Raw genomic sequence first — 26,249 nt, 5'->3', positions numbered from 1 at the left:
TGAATTAGCATTAAATACGCTTTATTTTAATTTCTTCAGGCGCTAATAGTTTAAAGATAGACAATGAAAATGACTAAAAGTTTATTCTAGGTTAATAAAAAACTTGTTTTTTTCCTGCACTACCAAGCGTAACCCAAGCCAACACCAAACCATAAAGGTTTAAAGCCATCAACTGTATTAAAAAGAGGATTATAAGTCACTTGGAATGCGAAGCCTTTTTCAATGGGGCGAAATCGATAGCCTAATTCCAATGAAGGAACAAAAGACTTTAGTTCTCCATTGTAATGGTCCGAGCTGGCTGAAATCAATGCATTGACGCCTAATAACAATCCGCTTCTATTCTTTCCCAGCAAATAATTGACACCAATTGGAATGGTCAATAATTGTTCATCCATATACAATCCCGAATATCCAATTCCGGCCTTGAATCCCAATCCTTCTCTTGATTCGGATTTAAATCTCATGTCAAAATTGGCATTGACCAAAACACCTGAACCCATTCCTTCCAAGAAAGCAAACTTTTGACCCTGTGCATGGGATTTGGACATTAATAAAAAACAGAAAACGAAGATAAATAAAGAGCGAAGGTAAATTTGTAGCATATAGATATTTTTAATTTAATATTAATAGATTGGGTTTTGTTTATTAAAATATTTCTCAAACAAACGTGAAAGTAAAAAATATTTCTAAAATATAAAATCATGATTACTATTTTGAAAAAATAGCGAGAAAGTTATTATTATCAATCGATCATTTAATGTGCAGGGTCTGTTTATTTCCAAATTTTGGAATAGTTTGTGTACCGATTTGTTTATTAGGATTTTGGATTATTGAGATTACGTATGCAAAAACTCAAAGTGATTATTACGGGAGCTACAGGTATGGTTGGGGAAGGTGTACTTCAGGAATGTTTGGTCAATCCTGAGGTGGACCAGGTTTTGATTATCAATAGAAAGGAATACCCCCTCCAACATCCTAAATTGTCGCAAGTAGTTCTACCTGATATCCTTGATATCGATAGCCTTGGCCAGGATCTTTCTGCATACAATGCTTGTTATTTCTGTGCTGGTGTTTCATCCATTGGAATGGATGAACAACAATACAGCAAGTTAACTTATGACCTCACCTTAAACTTTGCGAAAAAGTTAGTTTCCATTAATCCAGACATGACTTTTTGTTATGTTTCGGGTTCAGGAACCGATAGTTCTGAAAAAGGTAAAACCATGTGGGCTCGGGTCAAAGGAAAAACAGAAAATGACTTAATGAAACTGCCTTTTAAAGCGGTATATAATTTTCGACCTGCCTTTATGCGACCTACACCTGGCGCAAAAAATGTAAAAGGTATCTTCAAACTGATAACCTCTCTTTATCCAATCTTGAGACCTTTTAGTAAAACCTATTTCCTCACCCTAGAAGAGGTTGCTAAAGCCATGATCGTTGTATCCATCCATGGTTACAATAAACATATTCTGGAGGTACAAGATATTTCCTTTTTAGGTTCCAAATCTTAAGAATAGAGAAAATCTACAGGCTGCTATTATCATTATATTTATTGACAATAGATAAATAGTTGCACGTTTATTTTTGGGCAATTCTCCCAGACAATTCCTAAAATATAGATATTTATCTACAGTTTATTTTAAGTTTTCCATTATTTTCCAGTAAATTTATTATAATAAATTAACCTTCGTGATTAAACAGTTCCTTTTAAGGAATGTATTTTAATAATTAACTATAATTTTTTGTATCCATTAATCAATACTACAGAACACAAAGCCGTTTATAAATTTTTTAAAAAGTATAGCTGAAATCAAATTTATTGCGTTAATTCGTGATGAACTTTAACTATTGAAAAGAAAGCCTAAAGCAATTATTTATTAGGAAACCTGTATTAGAGATTTTTAGAGCCAAAATTATAAATCGTTTTAGCATTATTTATTATTAACTATATTTTTATGTGGAATTCTGACAATTTTACTCGTAGAGGAAAGAGGCTATGGATTATTCCCTTAGTGCTCCTCGCAACAAGTTACAGTCCGGCCAATGCCAATGTTGGCTTCGGACCGAACGTAGTCCTAACCACTAATTTGCAGCAACAGACCGTTTCAGGTGTTGTCCGTGATGCAGGTACTAACCAGCCTATGGGCGGGGTGACCATTTCGGTCAAAGGTACCAGTACCGCTACCCAGACCGACGACAACGGTAATTTCTCGATTGCAGCGAATACCGGTCAGGTCATCGTTGCCAATTTCTTAGGGTTCAAGTCCCAAGAGAAAACGGTAAGTTCTACGACCATGAACTTCTCTCTGGAGAGTTCGGATCAACAGATCGAAGAATTGGTGGTCGTAGGTTATGGTACCATGAGAAAGTCCGACGTGACGGGATCCATCTCCAACGTAAAAGGAGAGGACATGATCAAGGCGCAGAGCTTCAGTCCCCTGGAAAACTTAAGGGGTAAGGCTCCAGGTGTCAACATCTATTCCAACTCGAGCCAGCCGGGTGCCTATGCCAATAGGGTGATCATCCGCGGTACGAACACCATCAATTCCTCCTCCAACCCGCTTTACGTTGTGGACGGAGTGGTGATGCAGGATTTCCATCTATTGAACCCGAACGACATCCAGAGCATCGAGGTATTGAAGGACGCATCTTCAGCAGCGATCTATGGTGCCCGTGGTGCCAATGGTGTAATCTTGGTTACTACCAAAAGGGGTAACAAGGATGGCAGAAGGACGATCAGTTACCAAGGTTCGGTGAGCAGCAACTCCGTACAGCGCTATATGGACGTGCTGAGCGGACAGGAATGGGTGGATGCCTTCATGATCGGTCTCGAGAACGAGAACAAATGGCAGGGTAAGAACTGGAACCTGAGCAAGACTTCCTGGTTCAATGACCCGAACTACTTCGATGCAAGCGGTAACCCATTGTACAATACGGACTGGCAGAAAGAGGCGACCAGGAATTCCCTGTCCCACAACCACCAGATCGATATCCAACAAGGTGACGAGAATTCATCGGTAGGTGCCTTCCTGAACTACTCCGAAAACCAAGGTGTGGTGAACAACACCTACAGCAAGCGTATCAACGGTAAATTGGCCTATGATTCCAAGGTAAAGGAATGGTTATCGACCAGTGTCAACCTATTGGCGAACCATACTTGGGGTCGCCATACACCGGAAGATGGTGGAGGCCAGGACGCACGTCGTACCATGATCGAAATGCTTCCTTGGTTACCTATCTACCAACCAGATGGTAAATACACAAACTCTTCATCTTCAACGGTCTCTAACGTGTTAGCGTTTGAAGGTATGGCAAACCCTGTCTCTATCTTGGACCTGCAGAAGAGAATGCGTTACAATACCCAGATCTTCGGTAATGCGGCATTGACCTTCCATTTAGCTGATGGTCTGGACCTTAAGACCCAATTCGGTATTGACAACCACAGAAAAGAATACAGAGGTTACTCTTCTATTTTATTAAATAACATCTCAAGACCTAACGGTTGGGCGGAAGTAAGCAGCTGGAATGACCTATACTGGCAAGAAGAAACGTACCTGACCTATAACAAGACCTTCGATAAACATAGGATCAATGCTATGGCGGGTCTTTCTTGGCAGGAACGTACTTACTTTGGTTTCAATACCCGTACCGAAGGATTCACTACCGATGCCTATGAATACAATAACCTAGGCGTAGGTTCTATCCCAGGTTCTCCAGGATCAGGAACGAACAAATGGGCGATGAACTCGTATTTCGTCCGTGGTAACTATAGCTACGACGACCGTTACTCGGTAACATTGACGGCCCGTGCCGATGGTTCTTCCAAATTTGGACAGGACAAGAAATATGGTTTCTTCCCATCTGCAGGTTTAGCATGGAATGTGTCTAACGAACAGTTCATGAAAGACCAAACTACGGTTAGCAACCTGAAACTCCACACCTCTTACGGTATCACCGGTAACTCAGAGATCGACCCTTACTCATCATTGTTCATGATCGGTGCCGGAACGACCTTGATCAACGGAAACCGTGAACCATCTTATGTTGTAGGAAACCTAGGTAACCCAGGATTGCAATGGGAAAAGACAAAGACCTACGATGCTGGTTTTGAATTAGGATTATTTGAGAACAAATTGAACTTTGATATCTCCTATTACAACAGGACTACAACCGACCTGTTATTGAGAGCACCGGTACCTTATTCTACAGGATTCAATGATGTTTGGAAAAACATCGGTTCAGTAAGGAACAGTGGGGTAGAGGTATTGGTTACTGCCAATCCGATCCGCAGGGATGACCTATCCTGGAACATCAGCCTGAACGGTAGCTACAACAAGAACAAGGTATTGAAACTAGGTGAAAACAACGAAGATATCCTATTGAACGGATGGGTTGGTGGACCTAACAGTATCATCCGCGTAGGCGAGAACCTGAACAGTTTCTACGGGTACGAACGTGAAAAGATCTATACCGTACAGGATTTCGAAAACGGAGAGATCGACGAGAACAAGATCGGTAGGCCAAAACGTTCCACTACCCAGCGGATCTTGGGACAGGGTGTGCCTGATTGGATGGGAAGTTTTATCAACACCGTGAACTACAAGAACTTCGACCTTACGGTTGACCTTCAGTTCGTGTACGGTGTAGAAACCATGCAACAGTTCTTCCACTCGACCTATGACCGTTTCGGTATCACCAATGGTCTGAAAACTATCTTGACCGATGCATACAATGGAACCAATCCAGGTACTATGCAACAGGCCATTTATTTGACAAACAATGGTCACGCAGGACAGGATACCAATGTGGATTCACAATGGGTGGTTGATGGTTCATACTTACGTGTTAACGTGCTGCAATTGGGTTATACCTTCAAGTCTGACCTTGCTAGCAGAATGGGATTCTCGGCATTGCGCATCTATGCAAGTGCGAACAACCCATGGTTGTTTACCAACAAGGATTTCCAAGGATACGATCCTGAAAGTACCTCATTGGGTGAAGGGAACAAGTTCGGTCAGAACATGACTTTCTTCTCCTACCCAAGAGCGAAGACTTTCACTTTCGGAGTTAACCTGACCTTATAATCTTTAGAATTATTATTATGAAAACTAGAAATTTTGCAATCGCTATACTATTGACAGGTGTGCTAGGTTTGAGTTCCTGCGAGAAGTTTTTAGAAGAACAGCCGAAGTCCAATGAGACCTTGAATTTCTTCTATAAGACCGAGGCCCAAGCCATAGGTAATGTCAATGCATTATATCGTAGGGGAGCAACCGTAAGATACGGAAATGCCGGAAGTGCATACCTAGGCCCAACAGCTTCTATACCTACATTTTTAACGGGATACTTTACAAACTCTTATGAAAACCAAGAGTTAATCTGTCAGTATTCAAGATTATTGAACAGGCAGGAAAACACCCGTATCGTATCGAACACCATGAACACGATCTGGAATGATAGTTATAATTCCATCAATATCGCCAATGGTGCTGTGAAACACATCCCTGAGATTCCTTTTACGGATGCCAACCAACAGAAGACCTTGATCGCTACGGCGAAGTTCTTCAGAGCTTTTAACTACTTCTATTTGGTGAAAACATTCGGAGATGTGCCTTTGCATTTGGAACCTACTGAAAACCTTGACAATCTTTACCTAGAGCGTTCTCCAGTAGCTACGGTTTACCAAGCTATTGAGCAAGACTTAAAAGATGCTGTCGATGGATTGCCAGCTGTAACCTTTACAGAGAACAAGAACCGTATCACTAAATACGTTGCTGCAATGACCCTTGCCAATGTATACTTGCAACAGGGCAAATTCGCAGAGGCTGCTACCTATTCCAAAATGGTGGTCAACTCTCCGCATAACCTGACTGCAAATGAGGATTTGAAAATGAAGAGTGCTTACAACAAGTTACGTTCGACAGATAACCTAGCGGAGTCTATCTATGCCTATGAGTTTGATGGAACGATTTCTTCAAGCGGTTGGTGGCCAACTTATGGCTTCAACTCTTCAGCAACAGCGGTATTTGATAAATATGCCATCTTCGAACGCGTTTATGGACCGACTAAAAGGTTCTTGAACGTTTACAAAGCTGATGACCTAAGGATCCAGCCTAACCAATTTTTCCACTGGGAATATAAAAACCCGAATACAGGAAAGATCTGGAAATCGGAAGACGCTGGTGTTTGGTACTATGTTGATGAAGCTGCGGTATTGACTTCTGGTCGTGGTACCAAAGATTTCAATATCTACCGTTATGCGGAGGCATTATTGATCGCTGCAGAAAGTACAGCTAAGGCTGCCAATGCCGTAACAGCTGAAGCTGCTGGCTACTTGGCAAGGATCAAGGCTCGTGCAAGTACAACCAATAAAACTGTTGCACAGTTCACTACAGAACTTCAGGCGCTTTCTCCAACAGCTTTTGTTGAAGAGGTATGGACTGAACGCCTTCGTGAATTGCCACTTGAGTTCAAGATGTGGGACGACTGTTTGCGTACCGGTAAATTCCCAGTTATTTCAGAGACTGAAAAAGGAAGAGTTACCTACATAAACTTAGTAGGCGGTAAAAATGCCTCTGGAGCTACATTCAAAGATTCTGACCTTTTATGGCCAATCTCCTTGGATGAACTTCAGCGTAACCCTAAATTGACCCAAAATAAAGATTACCAATCTAAAAATTAAGGCAATAATTTAAAATGGAGAGGCTACCTAAAATTTTAGGTAGCCTTTTTTATATGTTTTTTTCGATGAATTGCACCCGTTCCGCTAAGGTTAATCTAGGGACTTCAATGACCTCATATCCATATTTTTCGTAAACATTTTTCATGGATTCAAAGGTTTCCAAGGCTTCCTGCCAAGTTTGTTTCCGTTCAGCATCAGTTACATAGATATCTTCCCAGGGCGGAAGGATAAATATTTTTTTATACAGGGCCGTACTTAGGTAATCCTGTATTTCTTGACTGATCTTAATATTCTCCATTTCCATATAACCAATGCTATCAAGCAGGCCTCGGTCAAAGAAGACCATTTCGGTTTCATAACTCTGTTTGGTCAATTCATAGGAGCGAAGGGATTCAGTCCACATCAACTGGGCATACGCATCCTTATCGGCCCAAGGGAGGGCAGACCCTCGTTTAATAATTTGATCTTTTATGATTTCCCGTGCCACTTCTGGAATACAGGGGATTCCTTTTTCTTCAAGAAGTTTTAACAAACTTGTCTTGCCGGTTCCAGGTCCTCCAGTCAGCACATAGAAGTTCCTCGTACTATTCTTCATTAATAATTTTAAAATGTCAATTCTAATATTTCTCCTGGGAGCCCATCAAAATCTCGGAATTCTCTAGATTGAAATCCATTTTTGGTTAAGATCTTTCGCGAGGCATAATTTTTTGGATCAATTATGGCAAATAGGCCCTTCAGGTTTTTTATGGATTTAGCGTATAGGATTAAATGTTCTGCCACCTGGCCTGCGATTCCCTTTCCCCAGAATTCAGGAATGATGATGTAGCCTAACTCTGCAATGTCTGCATTGGATTCAGTGATTTCAAGTTTTGCTAAACCAATAAATGAACCTTTTTTCTTTTCAATGATTTTAAAGGTGCCAAAGTTTGGGGAGATGGAGTTTAATTTCAATAGTTTCTTGAAATCCTCTCGTGCCTCAGCATATTCAATAGGTCTTTCCGTTATCATTTCCATCACCTTGCTGTCGTTTACCAACCTGAAATAGTTGTCGAAGTCCATGGAGGTGTTTACAAACTTTAATAGTTTATAATGATCTAAATCCATCATAAAACAATAAATTTTAATAAAAGTAAAAATTATTAATGTAAAACACTTTTACTTTTGACGGATTTATAAAAACTTAAGACAATGGTAACCGCAAATTTATAGTTCAGGGTTTTTTAGGAGTCTTTTTAGCTTCAGGATTTTATCACTGAACAATACAATCAAGACCACATAGACCATTTGGGAAAAAAGTCCCAAATAATTCCTGAGCTGATGATCTGCTATTTTGGGAAAAATCAATTCTGTTACTAGATAATTTAAGCAGATTCCAAAAAACGTACCAGCAGCAAAAAATATCAATGCATATTTCCTAGACTTGCTGATCGATTCTTGCTCTGCTTCAATCTTCTCAATTTTCGCCATTACCTTGGCGTCAAAATCATCAAAAGGCATCTCCAATTTTGCCATTTTCATGAACTCCTTGAAATTGTCCTTATTCTCCTCCATATTGCATTGTACTTAAATCTTTGTTTAGTTCTATTGCCATTCTTTTCCGAGCTCGGTGTAGGATGACTTTACAGTTTGCCATGGTCCAACCCGTAATTTCACATAGTTCCACGGCTGATAATTCCTCGAGATAAAACAACCTCAAGGCGAGAGCTTCATTGCTGGGTAACCTTCTCAAAACTTCGTTTATCATTTGTTTTTGTTCCTCGATCATCAAGTTTTTCAAGGCATGATCATCAAACTGAAGATCGTGCTGACCGAGGTCTAATTCCACAAATTGAATGGATTTCTTCTGGATCATCTTGTAAGAGCAATGCACCACGATCTTATAAAACCAAGTGCTGAATTTTGAATTGCCCTTAAAGTTCCTCAATGAAAGATAGGTTTGGACGAAGGACTCTTGGGCGACTTCCTCGGCAAGAAGCTCGTTTTTTACAATAGAGATAGCAATGGAAAAGGCCATGTCTTTATAGGTACTGATAAAGTAGCTAAAGGCATGGCGATCTCCAGAAAGAATTTTGTCTATGTAAAGACTATCCATCAATGCTGTTCTCTTCTTTTTTGTCTTGTTTATCTGCAATAATTAATGAAATCCCTACCGTTAAGGAAATAAGCCCAATAATGATAAAACCATCCCAATCTGAATCTTTCAATATGCCCGTGGCAAACAATATACCTGATAATAGTGCGCCGGTGGCAAAGCCGATCACCACAATCCCAATTTTCTTCCAAGAATTTGGTTTGCCCGGTGTTCTCGGAATCGGTCCGCCTAATTTGGTAATCGTTTCAGATCTATATTTGCTGATAAAATATGTACAGAGTACAATACAAGCAAAAAATGAAATTGGAATTAATACTTCTAATGCTTCCATATTATTTGATTTTATACATTAGTGGAAAGCAAAGCAGAAAAGGTTACAAAAAACTGGATTTATTTTTTTTTGGAAATAATTTAATGCAAATCTCCTTGCTCTTTTAGTTGTTTAAAGATGATTTTGTCGACGGCAGAAACACGTTCCAGATCAGCATAGTTTAGCCATTCAACCCATTCTATTTCAGAACTCGCTTTCAGCTCTCCAGTATATTCAGCTGTATAGCAGGTCATCTTGACAAGGGTTCCTTCAGGATGACTATCGGCCTGTGCCTCGAAAGTTCCCATATAATGGATGCTGCTTGGAATTAATTGGACTTGCAGTTCTTCCGAAATTTCACGCGTCAGGGCTTCAATATCCGATTCACCAGCCTCTCTTTTGCCTCCAGGAATGTAATATTTTTCCTTTCCGAATGATTTGGTAGACAGAATTTTTCCGTCCTTAATTTCAATCCATGCAAGCTTATCGATGATCTTCATAAATTTCAGGTTATACTCCTAAATTAATGAAATATCAGTCAACTAGTTTTGGATGGCCGGTAAAATTTTCTTTTTGAGCCAATCATCGATTTAATTTTTTAATGATTTAAAGCCTAAACTATGTACAGTTATTCCTTTATGGCTTAATTCTTGAAGCCAATTGCCTATGGAAAATCAAGATAAAAAGATCAAGGCTGACGTTCCTACCAATGTGGAACCACCTACAAAGGAATATCTGCAGCAATTGCAAGAGCAAGCCATCGCAGCAACAAAAGAGGAGGATGCTACATTTGGCGAACAGCTGATCAGAGAGGGGCTACAAACTTGGCCAGAGTTAATCGATGAGGAGTTGAGGAAGTTCAAGGAGAAAGTTTCTAATTGATAAGTCTTCCTTGAATAGGATTATATCTTATTTCTTCCGATAAAACTTCCTTGTCCTAACAAGAAGGCGATAGCTCTGTCCGTATTACGGACAATGCTGTTTTCAGTTTTTAGGTTAGCAATATAGCGTACTATTTCTTTCCTTAAAGTAGGGCTTATGGAATCAAAGACTGCCTTAGCTTCTCTATTTTCATCTAACGCGGATTGAAGCTTAGGGTGCATATTGACCTTGCGTTCTGAAAAATCTAGCTTTATCTTGATCATCAATTCTTCTCCTAATCTTTTGGGCGAGTCTTTCAGCATACTGGTATTGATGTATAGTCTCCAATCTCCCTTATAGCGCAATAAAGTTTGTGGATGATATTTTGATCGGTTGACAGAGACCTTTAAGGCAATATTTCCTTTTTCTCTATGGAGGATTCTGAAAAGGTCATGAAGGATTGTTTCTGGGACAAATACAAATGGGTTGATACCGATGATATCAAGAGGAGCTATAAAAGAATACGAACTTGTCTTACTCATTTTTGCTGATTGCTTTATTGCTTGAATCAATTTAAAGTATAAAAATGGCATTTTTAATTGTATTTATTTTGTTTCTTTCATTTTTAGCCAAACCCAAATTCCAGAAAGCAGGGTGACGAATCCTGCGATATGGACTGCCCACATCAAACCAAAAAAATTACCTACTATACCGGCCATCAGAGCCCCTATGGCATAGCCCATATCTCGCCAAAAGCGGTACACACCTAGCGAAGATGCTCGCCAAGTAGGATGGGCAGCATCACTGACAGCGGCAAGGAGTGCAGGGTAGACCATGGCGGTACCGAGTCCTAAAAATATAGATCCTATGATTCCTGAAGTCAAGGGTTCAAAGGCTTCCATACCGATGACGACATGGCCAAGCACTTGGACAAACATTCCCCAAACAATTAATGGTTTGCGACCCCATTTATCGGCTAAGGGACCGGTGATGACCTGCCCAAGTCCCCATACTACGGGGTAAATAGCTTTGATGCAACCTACACCATCCAATCCAACCCCCATGGATATGAAAAGTAAAGGGAACACTCCCCAGGACATCCCATCATTCAGATTATTGATCAAACCTGCTTGTGAAACTGAAAACAGATTTTTGTTCCGAAAAGATGTTTCCTTGAATACCCATGCAAGTGTTGGTTTGGGAGCCTTTTCGCTGGAGAAACGAAGGGGTATAGCTTGGGCTTCCAATTGGGCAAACTTCCTTGTATCGCGAATAACAAATAGGGAAAGCAATAGTCCGATAAAGGTATAAGCAATTCCGATATAGAAAGGCTGGGGCCTAAGGCCATATTCTGAAGCCAGGTATCCAGTCAACAGGGCTGTCAATCCCACAGCTCCATATCCCGCTGCTTCATTTAAGCCCATTGCCAATCCCCGACTTTTCTTGCCCACAAGGTCGATTTTCATATTGACGGTCATAGACCATGCTAATCCCTGGCTCATCCCCAGTAAAATATTGGCAAACAAGATCCAGTTCCAAGATGGTCCAAAGGCGAGCAAGAATGGAACTGGTAAGCCGATCAACCAACCCATGATCAGGACCTTCTTACGGGTGTATTTATCTGCTAATACTCCAGAAATTAAATTGGTAAATGCTTTGACAACTCCAAAAGCTATGATAAAAGAAAATACAACAACATCTGATTGAATTTTAAAAACCTCCGTTCCAACCAATGGAACAACAGTTCGTTCTAAACCAACCATTCCTCCAACCATCATGTTCACCAGGATCAATAAGCTGAATTGCTGCCAATTTTCCTTTAAGCCTAACTTAATATTTCCCATTTACCTTAATTGTTGTACAATCAAAAATGCTGAAATAAAAAGTAAAAGTTAGTTACTCTAGTTACAGATAATAAAAGAAGCCAATTTGACTGCAATTGGTCGATTATTAGGTTTTGTAAAAGACTTATTTAAAATGCTCAATTATTTCAAGTTAATGCTGGTCTTAATTTGGTCACATTCGGAACCATCCATAAGCAAGTAAAATTTATAGGAAAGCATGTTCGAAAAGAGCCCGTAGGTTTTCCGAATATGGCTCGAATGATTCTCGAATATGCCTCGAATAAAACCCCCTTTTTTGGGATGTAAAAAAGAGGGTTTTCATTAGCTAATTTTTTTCTGGATGTTTAACCTTGGGCTTCAACCATCCCGCTCGCCCTTGACTCTCTTAATATTGATAAAAGGACTCTTCATCAGATATAGAAAACTTTGTTTCTCTTCGCTATCAAATTCAATAAGCCCATATTTCATTTTGTGGACCGGAAGGGTTTTGAATGTGCCGAATATGCGGTCCCAGAGAATAAATATATCAGCAAAATTGCTGTCGGTATAGAATTGGTTTTGGTCATGGTGTACGCGATGATGGTCAGGCATCACAAAGACTAATCCGAATGATCTATTGAGCCAGTTCGGAAAGTGAAGATTGGAATGTTCCAGGAACAGGAAGATGTAAAGGATAAAATAATAAAGACCTAGGGAAAGAACGTCAGTGCCGAAAACAGCCGCCGATAGGATGTTTCCTGTTTCGTAAACCAGAATCATTTCGAGTGGATGAAAGCGGAAGCTACTGGAGGAGTCCATACTGGTGTCGCTATGATGAACCCGATGAAGTCGCCAGAGCAAGGGTACTTTGTGTGCCGCTCGATGAATCCAGTAAGTAGAGAAATCATAAAGCATGACAGAGATAATCAGTTTTGTCCAGAAAGGTAGCTCTACAAGATATAGGAGACCTACTTTATGGTTATTCAGCCATTCTATACAGTAGACCTGGATGACCACAAAAAAGATGTTCATCAGGGTCAATAAAATCTGGAATAGGATGTTCTGGATGAGATGTTCGCCTCTTTTTTTGAAAGCAAATGGATTAGAGCTGATCTGTTCCAAGGTAAAAAATAGGACGAGTAATCCGATGATCAAATAATTCGGATCAAGACTTAGAATTTTTTCTAATAATTCCATGACTATATAATTTAGGTAATTAGATTAAGTGATTTTTCTTCTCTAAAAATTCAAATTGTAACACGAGGAAATAGTTGAATTGGCATTTACGGTTCCTGTCTGATCTTGAAAATCTGCGGGAGGTTTCGTTAAAATGGGGTGAAACGCAAAGTTAGTGTTGAAATGCAAGTAAAGATTGACAATATTTCTTATCAATTTTAAGTAATACCTATAAAGAATAGATTAAGTTACAAAGAAATGTTATTGGAATTCAGTTTTTATGAAAAAATAATGGATTGTCTACAAATATTAATTTATTCTTTCTAAAACCTTGATTTTTAATCCATGGAGAAAGAATATCAGATAAGTCTTCTTACTTTAGTTCAAACTAACACGTAAAACTGTCAATTATTAATTTTTTCTCGATGAATACTCCAGATACGCACGGTACTTACGGCGCCTCTTTGTTTGATATCAGGTGGAAACAGAAGCGGAAAGCTATTCTGGCCAGGGACAATAATAAGTGTGTCATCTGTCAGGATGTTCATCAATTGCAAGTACATCATCGACAATACCATTTTATCAATCGGCTCAACCAGTTCAAGGAACCTTGGGACTATCCCAGCAATTTGTTGATCACGCTCTGTGCGCTCTGCCATAAACGTGGGCATCGCAAGTATAAAATACCAACCAAATACATTTAATCTAATGGGTCTATTTAATTTTTTTAAGAAAAAACAATCCGAAACTTCTCCTGAGGATGCTTTGTTAAACGGACATCTGCCGCCTATACCGGAAGATATTTTCGTGGAAAAAGACATCAATCAGGATTGGACATCGCCTGTAAGTTCATTCACAGGAATCAATACTATCTATGCTTATCTCCAGTCAGACTTTGAATCCAAAGGTTTCAATGATGCCTTGACCAGTCCCGACGAAAAGTATAAGGAAGATAATTTAAGGCTTATCAAGTTTGATCTTGAGATCATAATTTCAAAGGTTAAAACTTACCATGATTCGTTTCTGAAAGAATTGGAATTCCATATCAATTCCCGTAAGCGATCAGGATTGGTTGACCTAGTGGAGGAACTTCTTTCCAAAAAGGAAGACCTAGAAAATCACATGAGAAAGGTGAGCGATATTGAAGAGTCATTGAAAACTGATTCTGGACTTTTTGAAAGAGCCATATTGGCCTATAAAAGAGGTTTTACCAAAGGATTGGCTTCTATAACCCAAAGGACCCTATTAGCTAAAGAGTTTTAATATGAAAAAGAATCCCTGGCTAAAGTTTGGATGTTTCCTAACTGGTTATAACTATTACCTGGTCCAACATTCCAGTGAACAGAGCTCAAAGGCCGTCAAGAAGTTTACTTCTGCGGTATTATTGATTGTGCTGGTGTGGATGTTCATTGCCTATTCCTTTGCGGTTCGTTATTTGCATGTTGGCGTTTTTGGGGCAGTAATGGCTTCTTTAATCGCTGCATTTGTGGTTATCCAGATAGAACGCATCATTATCCTTTCGACTAAGGTCAATAAATGGTCTGTCAGTTTTAGGATCGCTCTCGCCATTGTCATGGCTATTCTAGGTTCGTTTATCTTGGATCAAATCATCTTTAAGGATGATATCGAACTGAAGAAAACCCAAATCATGGAAGATAGGGTGAAAATTGCTGTGAAAAACTCTGAAAATGAAATCGATGAGCAGGTGAAGAGTATAGATGCCAGTATACAGCAGTTGGAGGCAAGGCAAAAAGTCGTTTCAGAAGATCTGCAGAAAAATCCTGTGATCGTGACCTCCTATACCAACACTTCAGTGACCAGGGACAACCAAGGAAACCGGATAAACAGTACAAATTCGACCAATAAAATGGTGAATGAAAACCCTAAAAAGAGGGAGTTGGAACAGATCAACGAACAAATCAATATCTTGAACGGCCAGAAATTCAAAACCCTTGGTTCTTTGGCCTCTATCAAAGCTAAAAAAGAGGAGGATCTGCGGAAGTCTTCAGGTTTCATTGATGAGCTGAATATCCTGCATGATGTGATCACAAGCTCCAAGATTGGTTTTACAGTATATCTATTATTCTTTTTGTTTTTCCTTTCGATCGAGCTTTTTGTGGTTACCATTAAATTGTTTGATAAGGCATCAGATTATGATAAATTGATCCACCATCAGACCGAGGTAAGGTTGAAGATGCTGGAAAGATTGAATGGATAAATAAGCGCATCCCAAGCTGCTTTTTCAGTGTTAAATGAACCTAAACCGAAGGTAAAATTTCGATTTAGGTTCACTTAACTTGTTAATTTATATAATTACGCAAAACAGGTTTTGCTAATTTTAATTAATACTCAGCATATTTGTGTTCATTAGAATAATTAATGGAAGGATTTTTAATTCAGGTTAATTCTTTCCGATAATTGATGCTCACACTATGAAAAGACACAATTTCACATTTTATTCCCTATTAATCTTGTTCAGTACCTTTCTGTTAACTTTTAGTTCTTGCAAAAAGGACAAAAAGAATGACGGAAGTGAATCTCCGGAAACTTATGATCCTGCATACGACGGCTTAAAGATTTATATGTTTGGCAGTACCAATAAAGAAGGGGATGCATTGGGTTCAAGGCCGGTATATTGGTATAACGGAAAAGTAAACAATTTAGAGGGTGCTGAGAATGGCGGGAAAGTGTTGAGTGCCTATTTAAAAGGGAAAGATTATTATGCTGTTGGATTTGAGGGTAAAGTTGGAGAAAACGTAAGCTCACGTACGCCCGTTTATTGGTTAAACGGGAAAAAGCATGTCATAGAAAATCTTTTTGCGACCGGTAACCTGATTTATGTTACGAATAGCAAGGATATATATGTAAAACGGACTGATTATAGCAACGGAATGGTAACTTCTATCGATATCCTGAAAAATGGGAAACTATATGATCTGGAAAAGAAAGATGGGAAAAAACCAATAATCGATAAGCTAACCGGAATAAATGATGATGTTTATGTCATTCAAAGGAGCAGCAATTCCATTGTTTGGAAAAACGGTAAAATATTTACAGAACGAAAATCTCCTGAACTCATATCAGATATCGGTTTTAATCAGCAGGATATCTATTTGTTTACTACCATAAACTCTAACAAAGGGACAGATTTACCAGCCTTTTTAATTTATAAAAACAATAAACTCTTCCAGTCCATCAAGTTAAAATCAGATAGAGAGATAGGAACCATCAGTGGTGTCAAGTTCTTTGTCGAAGGAGACAATACCTATATTGCTGCAAGTTTCAGTTTGGATGATCAAGGAGAGATCACTGTTTGGAAAAATGGGAAGGTCCATCAAGAAATCAAAAAGAATAAAATTCTCGATGATTTATTTGTGAAGAATGGCCATGTGTTTTTAGGAGCCTATTCTCCAGAATCTGGCAATCATTATGATACGTATTGGATGGATGGAAAAGAGCTACCTATTGATGGTGGTTGGAATAATGAAATTAACGTTGAAAAGATCATTGTAGAGGAGGCGCCATAGTTAAAGGGTGGGGGTAACAATTGTTGTGATCTATACTGGAATATCAACCGTTGAAAGGATAACCCATAGTAGGGGTGAAATATTTTCCTAAACCTTTTTGTGTCATTAATGTACAAGAGACTAGACGGAAAGCTGATAATAGCTTTTTGGATTCATTCAATGCTATAACTCATTTATAGAGTTTTATTGAAAGCAAATATTACCTTTGTATATACTAATTGTTGCCTTGAGATATCTAATCAGTATATTATTTGTGCTGTCAACTTTTTGCCTATCTGCGCAGACAGTTTACAAGACTCCATCCGGTAGTAAATATCATACTGCAACATGCCGTTATGTCAAGAATGTTTCAAATGCGTTGAGTATCGCTGATGCTCAGAAAATGGGTCTTAGCGCCTGTTCTCAATGTAATCCTGGGCAAACGAAGGCTAGAGGTTTTGTGGGGCAGACTACTCAAAGTGGATTGGGGATAAAACCTGGAGAAGCTCAAGGAGCAGTTTCTAGGTCTGTACAGTGCAAAGGGACCACTAAAAAAGGTACGCGTTGTAAGCATATGACTAGAAATGCCAATGGATATTGTCATCAACATGAGCCTAAATAGGTTTTGCGGTTAATTGTGATTCCGGATCGGGGTGTAATAATGGATAACAGCACCGGACTTGAAGGTTTTTGTGTGACTGAGGGTTAAATCAATTCTTTTCTCTATTTTATCAAACAAAATTAGTCCTGGTCCCGCGATAATGGGGTGAATGCATAGCTGAAACTCGTCGATAAGGTTTTGATTCAGTAATTGGATAATTAAGCTCCTGCTACAGATTAAGATATCTTTCCCTTCACCGTTTTTTAATTCTTTGATCATATCGGGTAATGATTTATCGGACAATTGTGCGGAATCCCAGCCAGTTGATTTCATTGTCCTTGAGAAAACTATTTTTGGAGTTTTGTCGATTGCGATAGCAAAATCATTGTGGGATTTATTATCAGAAGGGTTGGTCAGTAAGGTTTGCCAATACTTCATCAGTTCGAAGGTAATCCTTCCATAGAGAAGGGCTTCTGCATTTTCAATGAGATGACTGTAATGATCGTGGATATCTGCATCGGGATTAGGGATGGTATGGTCGCAATTACCATCGATGGTCATGTTGAAGGCGGCGATTATTTTTCTCATGGTTGTGGGGGATATGATAAATCAAAGATAAGGATGGGAGGAAGGAATTGGCTTGTCATAGGGCAAGAAATGGGGAAGGGTGAGTAGGTTGACATTCTTTCAGTGGACATTGAGGTTTTCTTTAGCAAACACAGGAAATTCTTTCTACAAACACAGAAATTCTTTCTACAAACACAGAAATTCTTGCAGCGAACATTGAGGTTTTCTTTAGCATTCAAGGGATTTCCATCTGTTTACATCAATTTATTCGAGGGAGTGCGGGATTGCCTTCGGCGATCCCTTAGGGGGAGGCTAAAAGATAGTATCAAAACCTTCGCTCGTTTCACTCGCTGGTTTTATTTTTTACATCAAATTGCTTCAAACAAGTTTGGCAATTTGATGTAAAAAATAAAACCCTTCAATGTTAATTGAAGGGTTTTGAGATATCTTTGCGGAGAGGGCGGGATTCGAACCCGCGGTACCGTTTCCAGTACGACAGTTTAGCAAACTGTTCCTTTCGGCCACTCAGGCACCTCTCCGGGTTTCGACAGTGCAAACATAACGCAAAATTTTCACTCTTCAAAGTCGATTTAGTGAAAAATACGCATTTTATGAAGCGCCTACAGCAACCTTTTGAATATCAATTTGTTTTTTTAATTATCTTTCTTCTTACTTAGATCGTAATCAATGCGTACATGGTAAATGCTCTTCAGCATAGCCTTGAAAATCTTCGCTGATTCTGTGATCTCACGCATTGTAATATCCGCGTTCTGGAACTGTCTCTGCAAGAGTTTATGGTCAATGATCTTATCCACTAAATTATTGATAGATTCTTCGGTAGGCTCCTTTAAAGCTCTGGAAGCGGCTTCAACGGAGTCTGCCATCATCAAGACTGCTGTTTCTTTTGAGAATGGTACTGGACCAGGGTATTTGAAGATGGACTCATCAATTACTTTATCTGGATTGGCTTTTACTGCCATATTGTAAAAATAGTCAACCTTGGTAGTACCGTGATGCGTACGGATAAAGTCAATTACGACCTCCGGCATCTGGTTTTTCCTTGCCATTTCAATTCCTTTCAGGACGTGTGAGATAATGATCTGTGCACTTTGTTCTGGTGTCAGTTCCTCATGTGGATTGTCATTGGTTTTCTGGTTCTCGATAAAGTACAGCGGATTGATCATTTTGCCAATATCATGGTACAAGGCACCTGCACGAACCAATAGAGGATTGCCACCAATCTTATAGATGGCTGCTTCTGCTAGGTTGGCAACCTGTAGGGAGTGCTGGAATGTACCTGGAGCCTTTAAGGAAAGTTCTCGCAATAACCTGGAGTTACTGTTGGTCAGCTCCATTAAGGTCAAGTCAGAAACGATTCCGAATAATTTCTCGAAGGCATAGATCAATGGATAGGCGAGGAGGGTCAATCCCACACTCACTGTAAATGGAAGGATGTCTTGCCAATAAATGGAAGAAAAAGATCCGTTACGGGTCAATACCAGTCCCATGTACGCCAAGATGTATGTCCCTAAGATCAGGACGCTGGATACTAAGAATTGCTCTCTCTTTACGAGGGTACGGATGCTGTAGATAGCCACCATTCCGGCAGTGAATTGCAAGAACACAAAATCAAAGCTGTTAGGGACGAAAAGTCCAGCTATCAGTACCATCAGGATATGGATGTTCAATGCTATCCGCGTATCGAATAATAACCTGAAGATAATCGGCACACTACAGTATGGGATATAATAAAGGCTTGGGATCTTGATCTTGATAGCCCAACTCAATACCCCTAACATCACCAAGATGACGACGAAGATAATGAACAATAAGCGGTTGTTGTTGAAGATATCCCTCCTGAAGAAATATAGGAATACCATCAAAAGCGCCATAGCTAGCGAAATCAGGATAAAGTGCCCAAATGTGACTAGATTCTGCTCCCCGCTGATCCTGGATTCGTCTTCGAATACCTTTCGCAGGGATTCTAATTTTTGGTAAGTATCGTTGTTGATGATCTTCCCTTGTTCCGCAATCAGTTCGTCCTTTTGGACCATCCCTCGGGTAGTAGAGATGTTTGCCAAAGCCGTTTGTTCAACTTTGTTAGTCTGGGATTCATTGAAGACATAGTTGATGGTAATGTAGTTTTTCAGGACTTCAGACAACCATTTCTTATGTTCGATCAGTTTATTCTTCTCTAGGGCACCAACGATATACTGATTTGCAGATTCTATGGTATAGCAATCAACAGTATTCTTCTGCTGCGCTATATTATCGTGGATAAGGACAAAATTGTATTCCAGGGAGGTTGGATCATTTCTGGAAGAGTCATTGCCCTTGTTTTGGTATCGATTATTTAGGGATAGTACTCCTCGCTCATAGATGTAATTCAGGAGGGCAGTACCTACTTCTCTATAGTCATTGAGATTACCGGTCTCTGTGGAGTCAAGCTGGCTGGATTGCCACTTTTCATTAAGATCCGTGTTGAACTGATCGATCTGTTCCTTACTGGCAACATCGTTAAGGTTATAGATTGGTTGGACAGTATTTAGGATATATTGCTTGTCGCGCTCCATTTCTTCGGCAGTTTTAAGGACTGCGAAGTTGTAAGGGGAAGTCAGGTTCTCATGGTTCCATGGTTTTCCTTTTTGGTATTCGTACCTAAATCTGGGTTGTTTGGGTAGGAATATACAGATCAGGACAATGGTCAAAACGACCATCCCATATTTCCACAAACTGGAGTTTTGCTGTAATTTATCCTTAGGGTAATTTATCTTTAATTTCGCCACAATCTAATTTTAGTAATCCTAACTAACAAATGTAATTATTTTACGGCAAACAGTTTGGTTTTAGGCCAAGACAATCTGAAAACATTAGCAATCAGGAGTAGGATGGAACAGGAATTGGAAAGAGTTTGTAAGTTGAATGTAGCATTTCACTGGAAAACCTGTCTATTTTTCAATTAGAGGATAATACTTGTTATCTTTGCAGAAAATTTAAGACATGTCCACACAACAACACTTAATAGCACCATCAGTATTGGCAGCAGATTTTGCAAACCTACAGCGTGATGTAGAGATGATCAATGCGAGCGAAGCTGATTGGTTTCATATTGACATAATGGATGGGGTATTTGTTCCCAACATCTCCTTTGGGTTTCCGGTTATGAGTGCCATTGCAAGGCATGCTAAGAAGCCTTTGGATGTGCATTTGATGATTGTAGATCCAGATCGTTACTTGAAAGTTTGCAAGGACAATGGGGCAGAGGTTATCACGGTTCATTATGAAGCTTGTACCCATTTACATCGCACATTAGCAGCGATTAAGGAATTGGGATGTAAAGCAGGCGTTGCGTTAAATCCGCACACTCCAGTTTCATTGTTGAAGGACGTAATTCAGGATATCGATCTAGTTTGTTTAATGTCTGTAAACCCAGGTTTTGGGGGGCAGAAATTCATTGAACGAACGTATAGTAAAATTAAAGAATTACGCGCTTTGGCAGTGGAGCAAAATACGGATGTATTGATCGAAATTGATGGGGGAGTAGGGACTTCAAACGCAGGTAAATTATTGGCCGCTGGAGCAGACGTTTTAGTAGCTGGAAGCTTTGTGTTTAGTTCTGAAAATCCAGTTCAAACGATACAGGAATTGAAGGCTGTAGACCCTTCAGTTCAATTGGTTTAACAGCATTGTTTAGAATACTTCCAAATTAGCTTGAAGTGGCAGAAATGCGAATAAAACGCAGTTTTTTTTGTATTTTTGCGTAAACAGCTCTTAGTATGGGCTTAACAGTTAAAATTTAATAAATCATATTAAACTACAAATAATGGCTTTTGATATAGACATGATCAAAAAGGTTTATTCTCAATATGATGAGCGTGTAAAAGCGGCCCGTCAAGTTGTAAATAAACCATTGACTCTAGCTGAGAAAATTTTATATACGCATCTTTGGGATGGTAATGCCTCAGAAGCATACGAGCGTGGCAAATCATACGTTGATTTTGCACCGGACCGTGTAGCTATGCAGGACGCAACTGCACAGATGGCTTTATTGCAATTCATGCAAGCGGGTCGTCCGAAAGCAGCAGTTCCTTCAACTGTTCACTGTGACCACTTGATTCAAGCGCGTGATGGAGCAGCAGAGGATTTAAATCGTGCTAAAAATGAAAGCTCAGAAGTGTTCAACTTCTTGAGTTCTGTATCGAACAAATACGGTATTGGTTTCTGGAAACCAGGTGCTGGTATTATCCACCAAGTAGTATTGGAAAACTATGCTTTCCCAGGTGGTATGATGATCGGTACTGACTCCCACACTGTAAATGCAGGTGGTTTAGGTATGGTAGCTATCGGTGTTGGTGGTGCAGATGCATGTGATGTGATGGCAGGATTACCTTGGGAGCTAAAATTCCCTAAATTGATCGGTGTAAAATTAACAGGTAAACTTTCTGGTTGGGCAGCTCCAAAAGATGTGATCTTGAAAGTTGCTGGTATCTTAACTGTAAAAGGTGGTACTGGTGCTATCGTAGAATATTTCGGCGAAGGTGCTGAATCTTTATCATGTACTGGTAAAGGAACAATCTGTAACATGGGTGCTGAAATTGGTGCTACAACATCAACGTTCGGATATGATGCTTCTATGGAGCGCTACTTGCGTGCTACAGACCGTGCAGAAGTTGCTGATGCTGCAAATGCAATCAAGGAACACTTGACAGCTGACCCTGAGGTTTATGCAAACCCTGAGCAATACTTCGATCAATTGATCGAAATCAACTTATCTGAGTTGGAACCATCATTGAATGGTCCATTTACTCCAGATTTATATACTCCAATTTCACGTATGCGTGAGGAAGCTGGTAAAAACGGCTGGCCTACAAAAGTAGAGTGGGGATTGATCGGTTCATGTACTAACTCTTCATACGAAGATTTATCTCGTGCTGCATCTATCGCTCGCCAAGCTGTTGAAAAAGGACTTGTTACTAAAGCTGAATTCGGTATCAACCCAGGTTCAGAGCAAGTTCGTTTCACTGCTGACCGTGATGGATTATTGAAAACTTTCGAAGATCTTAACGCTACTATCTTTACCAATGCATGTGGACCATGTATCGGTATGTGGGATCGCGCTGGATCAGAGAAACAAGAGAAAAACACTATCGTTCACTCCTTCAATCGTAACTTTGCAAAACGTGCTGATGGTAACCCGAATACCTTTGCTTTCGTAACTTCTCCAGAAATGGTTGCTGCGATCGCTATCTCAGGCGATTTAGGATTCAACCCTCTTACAGATACGTTGACCAACAAAAACGGCGAACAAGTAAAACTTGATCCTCCTACTGGGGATGAATTACCAGAAAAAGGATTCGCAGTGGATGATCCAGGATACCAAGCTCCTGCAGCTGATGGATCTAGCGTAACTGTTGATGTAAGTCCTGATTCAGACCGTCTACAGTTGTTAGAGCCGTTTGCAGCGTGGGAAGGTACTGACCTTAAAGGTTTGAAATTACTGATCAAAGCTAAAGGTAAATGTACTACTGACCACATCTCTATGGCTGGTCCTTGGTTGAAATACCGTGGTCACTTAGACAACATTTCTAACAATATGTTGATCGGTGCGGTTAACTACTTCAACGACAAGACTGATAATGTGAAGAACCAATTGACTGGTGAATACGGTCCGGTTCCTGCAACCCAACGTGCTTACAAAGCTCAAGGTATTGGTTCAATCGTTGTTGGTGATGAAAACTATGGTGAAGGTTCATCTCGTGAGCACGCTGCTATGGAACCTCGTCACTTAGGTGTTCGTGCGGTATTGGTAAAATCATTTGCTCGTATCCACGAAACTAACTTGAAAAAACAAGGTATGCTTGGTCTTACCTTCGCGAATAAAGATGATTATGATAAAATCAACGAAGACGATACTATCGATATCATCGGATTAACTGAATTTGCTCCAAACAAACCGCTTACATTGGTATTACACCATGCTGACGGTACATCTGAAGAGATTCTTGCAAACCACACTTACAACGAACAACAAATCGGTTGGTTCAAAGCTGGTGGTGCATTGAATATCATCCGTGCAAATCAGAAATAGTATTTAGTAGTTAGTACTTAGTATTTAGTATTTAGACTAGTGCTGCTAACTCAGAAGGTGCTGTTCCATTGGAACAGCACCTTTTTTATGTAGGGGACCCTTTCCTCAATCGTTCAAACAAAAATAATCTCTATCTTTATTCACCTAATAAGCCAAACTAAACATGAATACAAGTTTATTTAAAAGCATAGCCTTAGGCGCTATGTTGTTATCTACTGGAATGATGGAAATAAAAGCACAGAAAATACCCTATGAACTGGATGCCAAAAAGAATACTACTGTAACTTATCAAGAATTGCAACAATACTATTCTTCCCTTTTGAAGGGAAGAAAGGATGTGAAAATGATTGATTATGGATTGACGGATGTCGGTAAGCCTTTGCAGCTGATCGTCCTTTCCAAGGATGGTGATTTTGATCCAAAGAGTATAAAAGCAAAGGGAAAGGCCGTGATGTTGATCAACAATGGGATCCATCCAGGGGAGCCAGAAGGAATCGATGCTTCCATGATGTTTATCAGGAATCTTCTTCAGGGAAATAAATTACCTGACAATTTGGTGCTTTGCGTAATTCCGGTCTATAATATTGCCGGGATGCTTAACCGAGGTGAGTCAAGGGTAAATCAAAATGGTCCCAATGAATATGGTTTTAGAGGGACGAGACAGCATTATGATCTCAATCGAGATTTTATAAAAGGCGATACCCGAAATTCCAGGTTGTTCCAAAAGATTTTCAGTACTTGGGATCCCGATGTATTTTTCGATACCCATACCAGTAACGGAGCGGATTACCAATATGTCATGACCCTGATTGAAACCCATAAGGATAAATTGCATCAGGATCTCGCTCCTTATATGAAATCGAAATTCACAGATGAACTTTACAGGAGAATGGATAAAGAGGGCTTTCCAATGGTTCCTTATGTGAACTCAAAAGGGGAGACCCCTGAGTCTGGATTGGTATCATTTCTAGAAAGTCCGCGATATTCTACAGGATATGCTGCGCTGCATAATACCATAGGCTATATGCCTGAAACCCACATGTGGAAATCTTATCAGCAAAGAGTCGAGTCTACCTATGCCTTGATGAAGAATTTATTTGAGGTTTCCGTCCAAGAGTCCAAAGACTTGGTTGCTTTACGGAAGAAGATAAAAGAAAAAGTTGCTTCACAAATAGATTTCCCTGTTAGTTGGACCTTGGACACGGAGAATGTAGGAAAAATTGAATTCAGGGGATTTGAATCAGGAAAAAAAACTAGTGAGGTCTCCGGACAGGAAAGATTGTATTATGATAGGGATAAACCATTCAGCAAGCAAGTTCCTTATTTCGCTAATTACAAACCATCTATCATCATCAAGAAGCCAAAGGCTTATATCGTACCTCAGGCTTATGATAGGTTGATAGAACTGATGCAAACGAACGGTGTAAAGATGAAGCAGTTGGCACAGGATGAAATCAAGGAAGTGGAAATGTACTATATCACATCCTATAAGACCCAAGGTTCTGTTTATGAAGGACATTATCCGCATCATTCTGTAGAGGTCAGTTCAAAAATGATGCAAGTGCCATTTTATAAAGGCGATTGGATCATTGAAACCAATCAGGATATTAATCGTTATATCGTAGAAACTCTGGAACCAGAGGCGATGGACTCCTTTTTTAACTGGAATTTCTTTGACGCGATTCTTTCGCAGAAAGAATATTTTTCGGCCTATATTTTTGAAGATACAGCAGCCGAACTGTTGAAGAATGATGCCGAATTAAAAAAGAGTTTTGAGGAAGCTAAAAAGCAAGATCCAAAATTAGCAGAAATTGGAAGGGAGCAATTGGAATGGATCTATAAACGTACGCATCATTATGAGCATGATTACATGCTGTATCCGGTAGGTCGGATACTGTAATGAGTATGAAAAATAAAGAGCTTCCAAAATTAATTTTTGGAAGCTTTTTTATTTATGGCGATTTGATTTCTGTTGACAAAAGGTTGTCATCCATCGGTCTTAAATTTGATTATTCAATCATTTAAAAAGAAAATATTATGAGCACTACAGGAATTATTACGAAAGAAAACTTTTTGGACCATTGGCAAGGACATAGAGGCTTAACGAGAAAAACAATTGAGAAGTTTCCAGAAAAGGAATTATTTGAATATAGCATAGGAGGGATGCGTCCTTTCAGTGATTTGGTAAAGGAAATATTGACTATTGGATTACCAGGTCTAGAGGGGATTAACAATAATACCACTGAGGGCTTTAACCATGATGTTCCATTTAATACCAAAGAAGCCTTATTGGCGGAGTGGGACAGACAGACGCCATTGATTACTGAATATTACAATAAAATTCCAGTGGAAAGGTTTGCAGAAGATTACAACCTATTTGGACAATTTAATGCGCCGATCTATGATAACCTGCTATATTTTGTGGATAATGAGGTCCATCACCGTGCCCAAGGCTATGTTTACCTCAGGAGTTTAGGAATCGAACCTCCAATGTTCTATGACAGATAGAAATAGGAAAGGCTGCTCTTTTTACAGAGCAGCCT

The 26,249-nt window shown here is 39.6% G+C and carries 25 protein-coding genes and 1 tRNA gene; 13 read left to right on the top strand and 13 right to left on the bottom strand.

Annotation, left to right across the window (positions count from 1 at the left end):
- Nucleotides 1-119: 119 nt before the first annotated feature.
- Nucleotides 120-548, bottom strand: a complete 429-nt coding sequence (locus ACK2WI_RS02995; RefSeq protein WP_313368477.1) for a hypothetical protein — start codon at nt 546-548, stop codon at nt 120-122.
- 294 nt (nt 549-842) lie between these two features.
- Here ACK2WI_RS02995 and ACK2WI_RS02990 point away from each other — a divergent pair, with 294 nt between their 5' ends.
- The 3 genes from ACK2WI_RS02990 (at nt 843) to ACK2WI_RS02980 (ending at nt 6,682) form a co-directional block, all read left to right on the top strand.
- A complete protein-coding gene (locus tag ACK2WI_RS02990) occupies nt 843-1,511 on the top strand; it encodes an NAD-dependent epimerase/dehydratase family protein (RefSeq protein WP_409149733.1) in 669 nt (222 codons plus the stop codon).
- A gap of 444 nt (nt 1,512-1,955) precedes the next feature.
- Nucleotides 1,956-5,084 carry a TonB-dependent receptor gene (locus ACK2WI_RS02985; RefSeq protein ID WP_313368685.1) on the top strand — a complete coding sequence of 1,043 codons (3,129 nt, stop codon included), beginning with the start codon at nt 1,956-1,958 and terminating at the stop codon, nt 5,082-5,084.
- A gap of 17 nt (nt 5,085-5,101) precedes the next feature.
- On the top strand, nt 5,102-6,682 hold the full coding sequence (locus tag ACK2WI_RS02980) for a RagB/SusD family nutrient uptake outer membrane protein (RefSeq protein ID WP_093097618.1): 1,581 nt from the start codon (nt 5,102-5,104) through the stop codon (nt 6,680-6,682).
- A 49-nt stretch (nt 6,683-6,731) separates the two neighbouring features.
- On the opposite strand, the gene ACK2WI_RS02975 is transcribed toward ACK2WI_RS02980, so the two are convergent.
- The 6 genes from ACK2WI_RS02975 to ACK2WI_RS02950 form a co-directional block, all read right to left on the bottom strand.
- Nucleotides 6,732-7,277 carry an AAA family ATPase gene (locus ACK2WI_RS02975; RefSeq protein WP_313368684.1) on the bottom strand — a complete coding sequence of 182 codons (546 nt, stop codon included), beginning with the start codon at nt 7,275-7,277 and terminating at the stop codon, nt 6,732-6,734.
- An 8-nt stretch (nt 7,278-7,285) separates the two neighbouring features.
- A complete protein-coding gene (locus ACK2WI_RS02970) occupies nt 7,286-7,789 on the bottom strand; it encodes a GNAT family N-acetyltransferase (RefSeq protein ID WP_409149732.1) in 504 nt (167 codons plus the stop codon).
- A 96-nt stretch (nt 7,790-7,885) separates the two neighbouring features.
- A complete protein-coding gene (locus ACK2WI_RS02965) occupies nt 7,886-8,233 on the bottom strand; it encodes a hypothetical protein (RefSeq protein WP_409149731.1) in 348 nt (115 codons plus the stop codon).
- Nucleotides 8,220-8,774 (bottom strand): RNA polymerase sigma factor, encoded by a 555-nt coding sequence (locus tag ACK2WI_RS02960; protein ID WP_093097826.1) that lies wholly within the window; start codon nt 8,772-8,774, stop codon nt 8,220-8,222. The genes ACK2WI_RS02965 and ACK2WI_RS02960 overlap by 14 nt, the downstream gene beginning before the upstream one ends.
- On the bottom strand, nt 8,767-9,105 hold the full coding sequence (locus tag ACK2WI_RS02955; RefSeq protein WP_093097613.1) for a hypothetical protein: 339 nt from the start codon (nt 9,103-9,105) through the stop codon (nt 8,767-8,769). Before ACK2WI_RS02955 ends, ACK2WI_RS02960 begins: the two co-directional genes overlap by 8 nt.
- 80 nt (nt 9,106-9,185) lie before the next feature.
- Nucleotides 9,186-9,584 (bottom strand): NUDIX domain-containing protein, encoded by a 399-nt coding sequence (locus tag ACK2WI_RS02950; protein WP_312697505.1) that lies wholly within the window; start codon nt 9,582-9,584, stop codon nt 9,186-9,188.
- 166 nt (nt 9,585-9,750) lie between these two features.
- Between ACK2WI_RS02950 and ACK2WI_RS02945 the strand changes: the two genes are divergently transcribed.
- Complete coding sequence (locus ACK2WI_RS02945) at nt 9,751-9,966, top strand: hypothetical protein (RefSeq protein ID WP_409149730.1); 216 nt, start codon at nt 9,751-9,753, stop codon at nt 9,964-9,966.
- Between the two features lie 20 nt (nt 9,967-9,986).
- Here ACK2WI_RS02945 and ACK2WI_RS02940 read toward each other — a convergent pair whose 3' ends face one another.
- The 3 genes from ACK2WI_RS02940 to ACK2WI_RS02930 all read right to left on the bottom strand — a co-directional run bounded on the left by ACK2WI_RS02940 (nt 9,987) and on the right by ACK2WI_RS02930 (nt 12,965).
- On the bottom strand, nt 9,987-10,487 hold the full coding sequence (locus tag ACK2WI_RS02940) for a YdeI/OmpD-associated family protein (RefSeq protein WP_409149729.1): 501 nt from the start codon (nt 10,485-10,487) through the stop codon (nt 9,987-9,989).
- A gap of 63 nt (nt 10,488-10,550) precedes the next feature.
- A complete protein-coding gene (locus tag ACK2WI_RS02935) occupies nt 10,551-11,789 on the bottom strand; it encodes an MFS transporter (RefSeq protein WP_409149728.1) in 1,239 nt (412 codons plus the stop codon).
- A 357-nt stretch (nt 11,790-12,146) separates the two neighbouring features.
- Entirely contained in the window at nt 12,147-12,965 is an 819-nt protein-coding gene (locus ACK2WI_RS02930; RefSeq protein WP_409149727.1) for a sterol desaturase family protein, read from the bottom strand.
- A 404-nt stretch (nt 12,966-13,369) separates the two neighbouring features.
- Here ACK2WI_RS02930 and ACK2WI_RS02925 point away from each other — a divergent pair, with 404 nt between their 5' ends.
- From ACK2WI_RS02925 to ACK2WI_RS02905, 5 genes are all read left to right on the top strand, one after another.
- Nucleotides 13,370-13,648 (top strand): HNH endonuclease, encoded by a 279-nt coding sequence (locus tag ACK2WI_RS02925; RefSeq protein ID WP_093097601.1) that lies wholly within the window; start codon nt 13,370-13,372, stop codon nt 13,646-13,648.
- 4 nt (nt 13,649-13,652) lie between these two features.
- Nucleotides 13,653-14,207, top strand: a complete 555-nt coding sequence (locus ACK2WI_RS02920) for a hypothetical protein (RefSeq protein ID WP_093097599.1) — start codon at nt 13,653-13,655, stop codon at nt 14,205-14,207.
- 1 nt (nt 14,208) lies between these two features.
- Nucleotides 14,209-15,162 carry a DUF4407 domain-containing protein gene (locus ACK2WI_RS02915; protein ID WP_093097597.1) on the top strand — a complete coding sequence of 318 codons (954 nt, stop codon included), beginning with the start codon at nt 14,209-14,211 and terminating at the stop codon, nt 15,160-15,162.
- A gap of 214 nt (nt 15,163-15,376) precedes the next feature.
- Nucleotides 15,377-16,471, top strand: a complete 1,095-nt coding sequence (locus ACK2WI_RS02910; protein WP_409149726.1) for a hypothetical protein — start codon at nt 15,377-15,379, stop codon at nt 16,469-16,471.
- A 205-nt stretch (nt 16,472-16,676) separates the two neighbouring features.
- Nucleotides 16,677-17,072, top strand: coding sequence for a DUF5763 domain-containing protein (locus tag ACK2WI_RS02905; RefSeq protein ID WP_409149725.1), 396 nt, complete (start codon nt 16,677-16,679; stop codon nt 17,070-17,072).
- A 9-nt stretch (nt 17,073-17,081) separates the two neighbouring features.
- On the opposite strand, the gene ACK2WI_RS02900 is transcribed toward ACK2WI_RS02905, so the two are convergent.
- The 3 genes from ACK2WI_RS02900 to ACK2WI_RS02890 all read right to left on the bottom strand — a co-directional run bounded on the left by ACK2WI_RS02900 (nt 17,082) and on the right by ACK2WI_RS02890 (nt 20,404).
- Entirely contained in the window at nt 17,082-17,639 is a 558-nt protein-coding gene (locus ACK2WI_RS02900; protein WP_409149724.1) for a dihydrofolate reductase family protein, read from the bottom strand.
- 431 nt (nt 17,640-18,070) lie between these two features.
- A tRNA-Ser gene (locus ACK2WI_RS02895) sits at nt 18,071-18,157 on the bottom strand.
- A 114-nt stretch (nt 18,158-18,271) separates the two neighbouring features.
- On the bottom strand, nt 18,272-20,404 hold the full coding sequence (locus ACK2WI_RS02890) for an HD family phosphohydrolase (RefSeq protein ID WP_093097490.1): 2,133 nt from the start codon (nt 20,402-20,404) through the stop codon (nt 18,272-18,274).
- Nucleotides 20,405-20,618: 214 nt separating this feature from the next.
- Here ACK2WI_RS02890 and rpe point away from each other — a divergent pair, with 214 nt between their 5' ends.
- From rpe to ACK2WI_RS02870, 4 genes are all read left to right on the top strand, one after another.
- Nucleotides 20,619-21,299, top strand: coding sequence for a ribulose-phosphate 3-epimerase (gene rpe / locus ACK2WI_RS02885; RefSeq protein ID WP_409149723.1), 681 nt, complete (start codon nt 20,619-20,621; stop codon nt 21,297-21,299).
- A 142-nt stretch (nt 21,300-21,441) separates the two neighbouring features.
- Nucleotides 21,442-23,706, top strand: a complete 2,265-nt coding sequence (locus ACK2WI_RS02880) for an aconitate hydratase (protein ID WP_093097487.1) — start codon at nt 21,442-21,444, stop codon at nt 23,704-23,706.
- Nucleotides 23,707-23,869: 163 nt separating this feature from the next.
- Nucleotides 23,870-25,606, top strand: a complete 1,737-nt coding sequence (locus ACK2WI_RS02875) for a M14 family zinc carboxypeptidase (RefSeq protein ID WP_409149722.1) — start codon at nt 23,870-23,872, stop codon at nt 25,604-25,606.
- A 137-nt stretch (nt 25,607-25,743) separates the two neighbouring features.
- Nucleotides 25,744-26,214 (top strand): DinB family protein, encoded by a 471-nt coding sequence (locus ACK2WI_RS02870; RefSeq protein ID WP_093097485.1) that lies wholly within the window; start codon nt 25,744-25,746, stop codon nt 26,212-26,214.
- The last annotated feature ends 35 nt before the right edge of the window (nt 26,215-26,249 follow it).

Source organism: Sphingobacterium sp. BS-2 (assembly GCF_046161205.1).
Classification (GTDB): domain Bacteria; phylum Bacteroidota; class Bacteroidia; order Sphingobacteriales; family Sphingobacteriaceae; genus Sphingobacterium; species Sphingobacterium mizutaii.
This window is presented reverse-complemented; position numbering and strand designations above follow the sequence as displayed.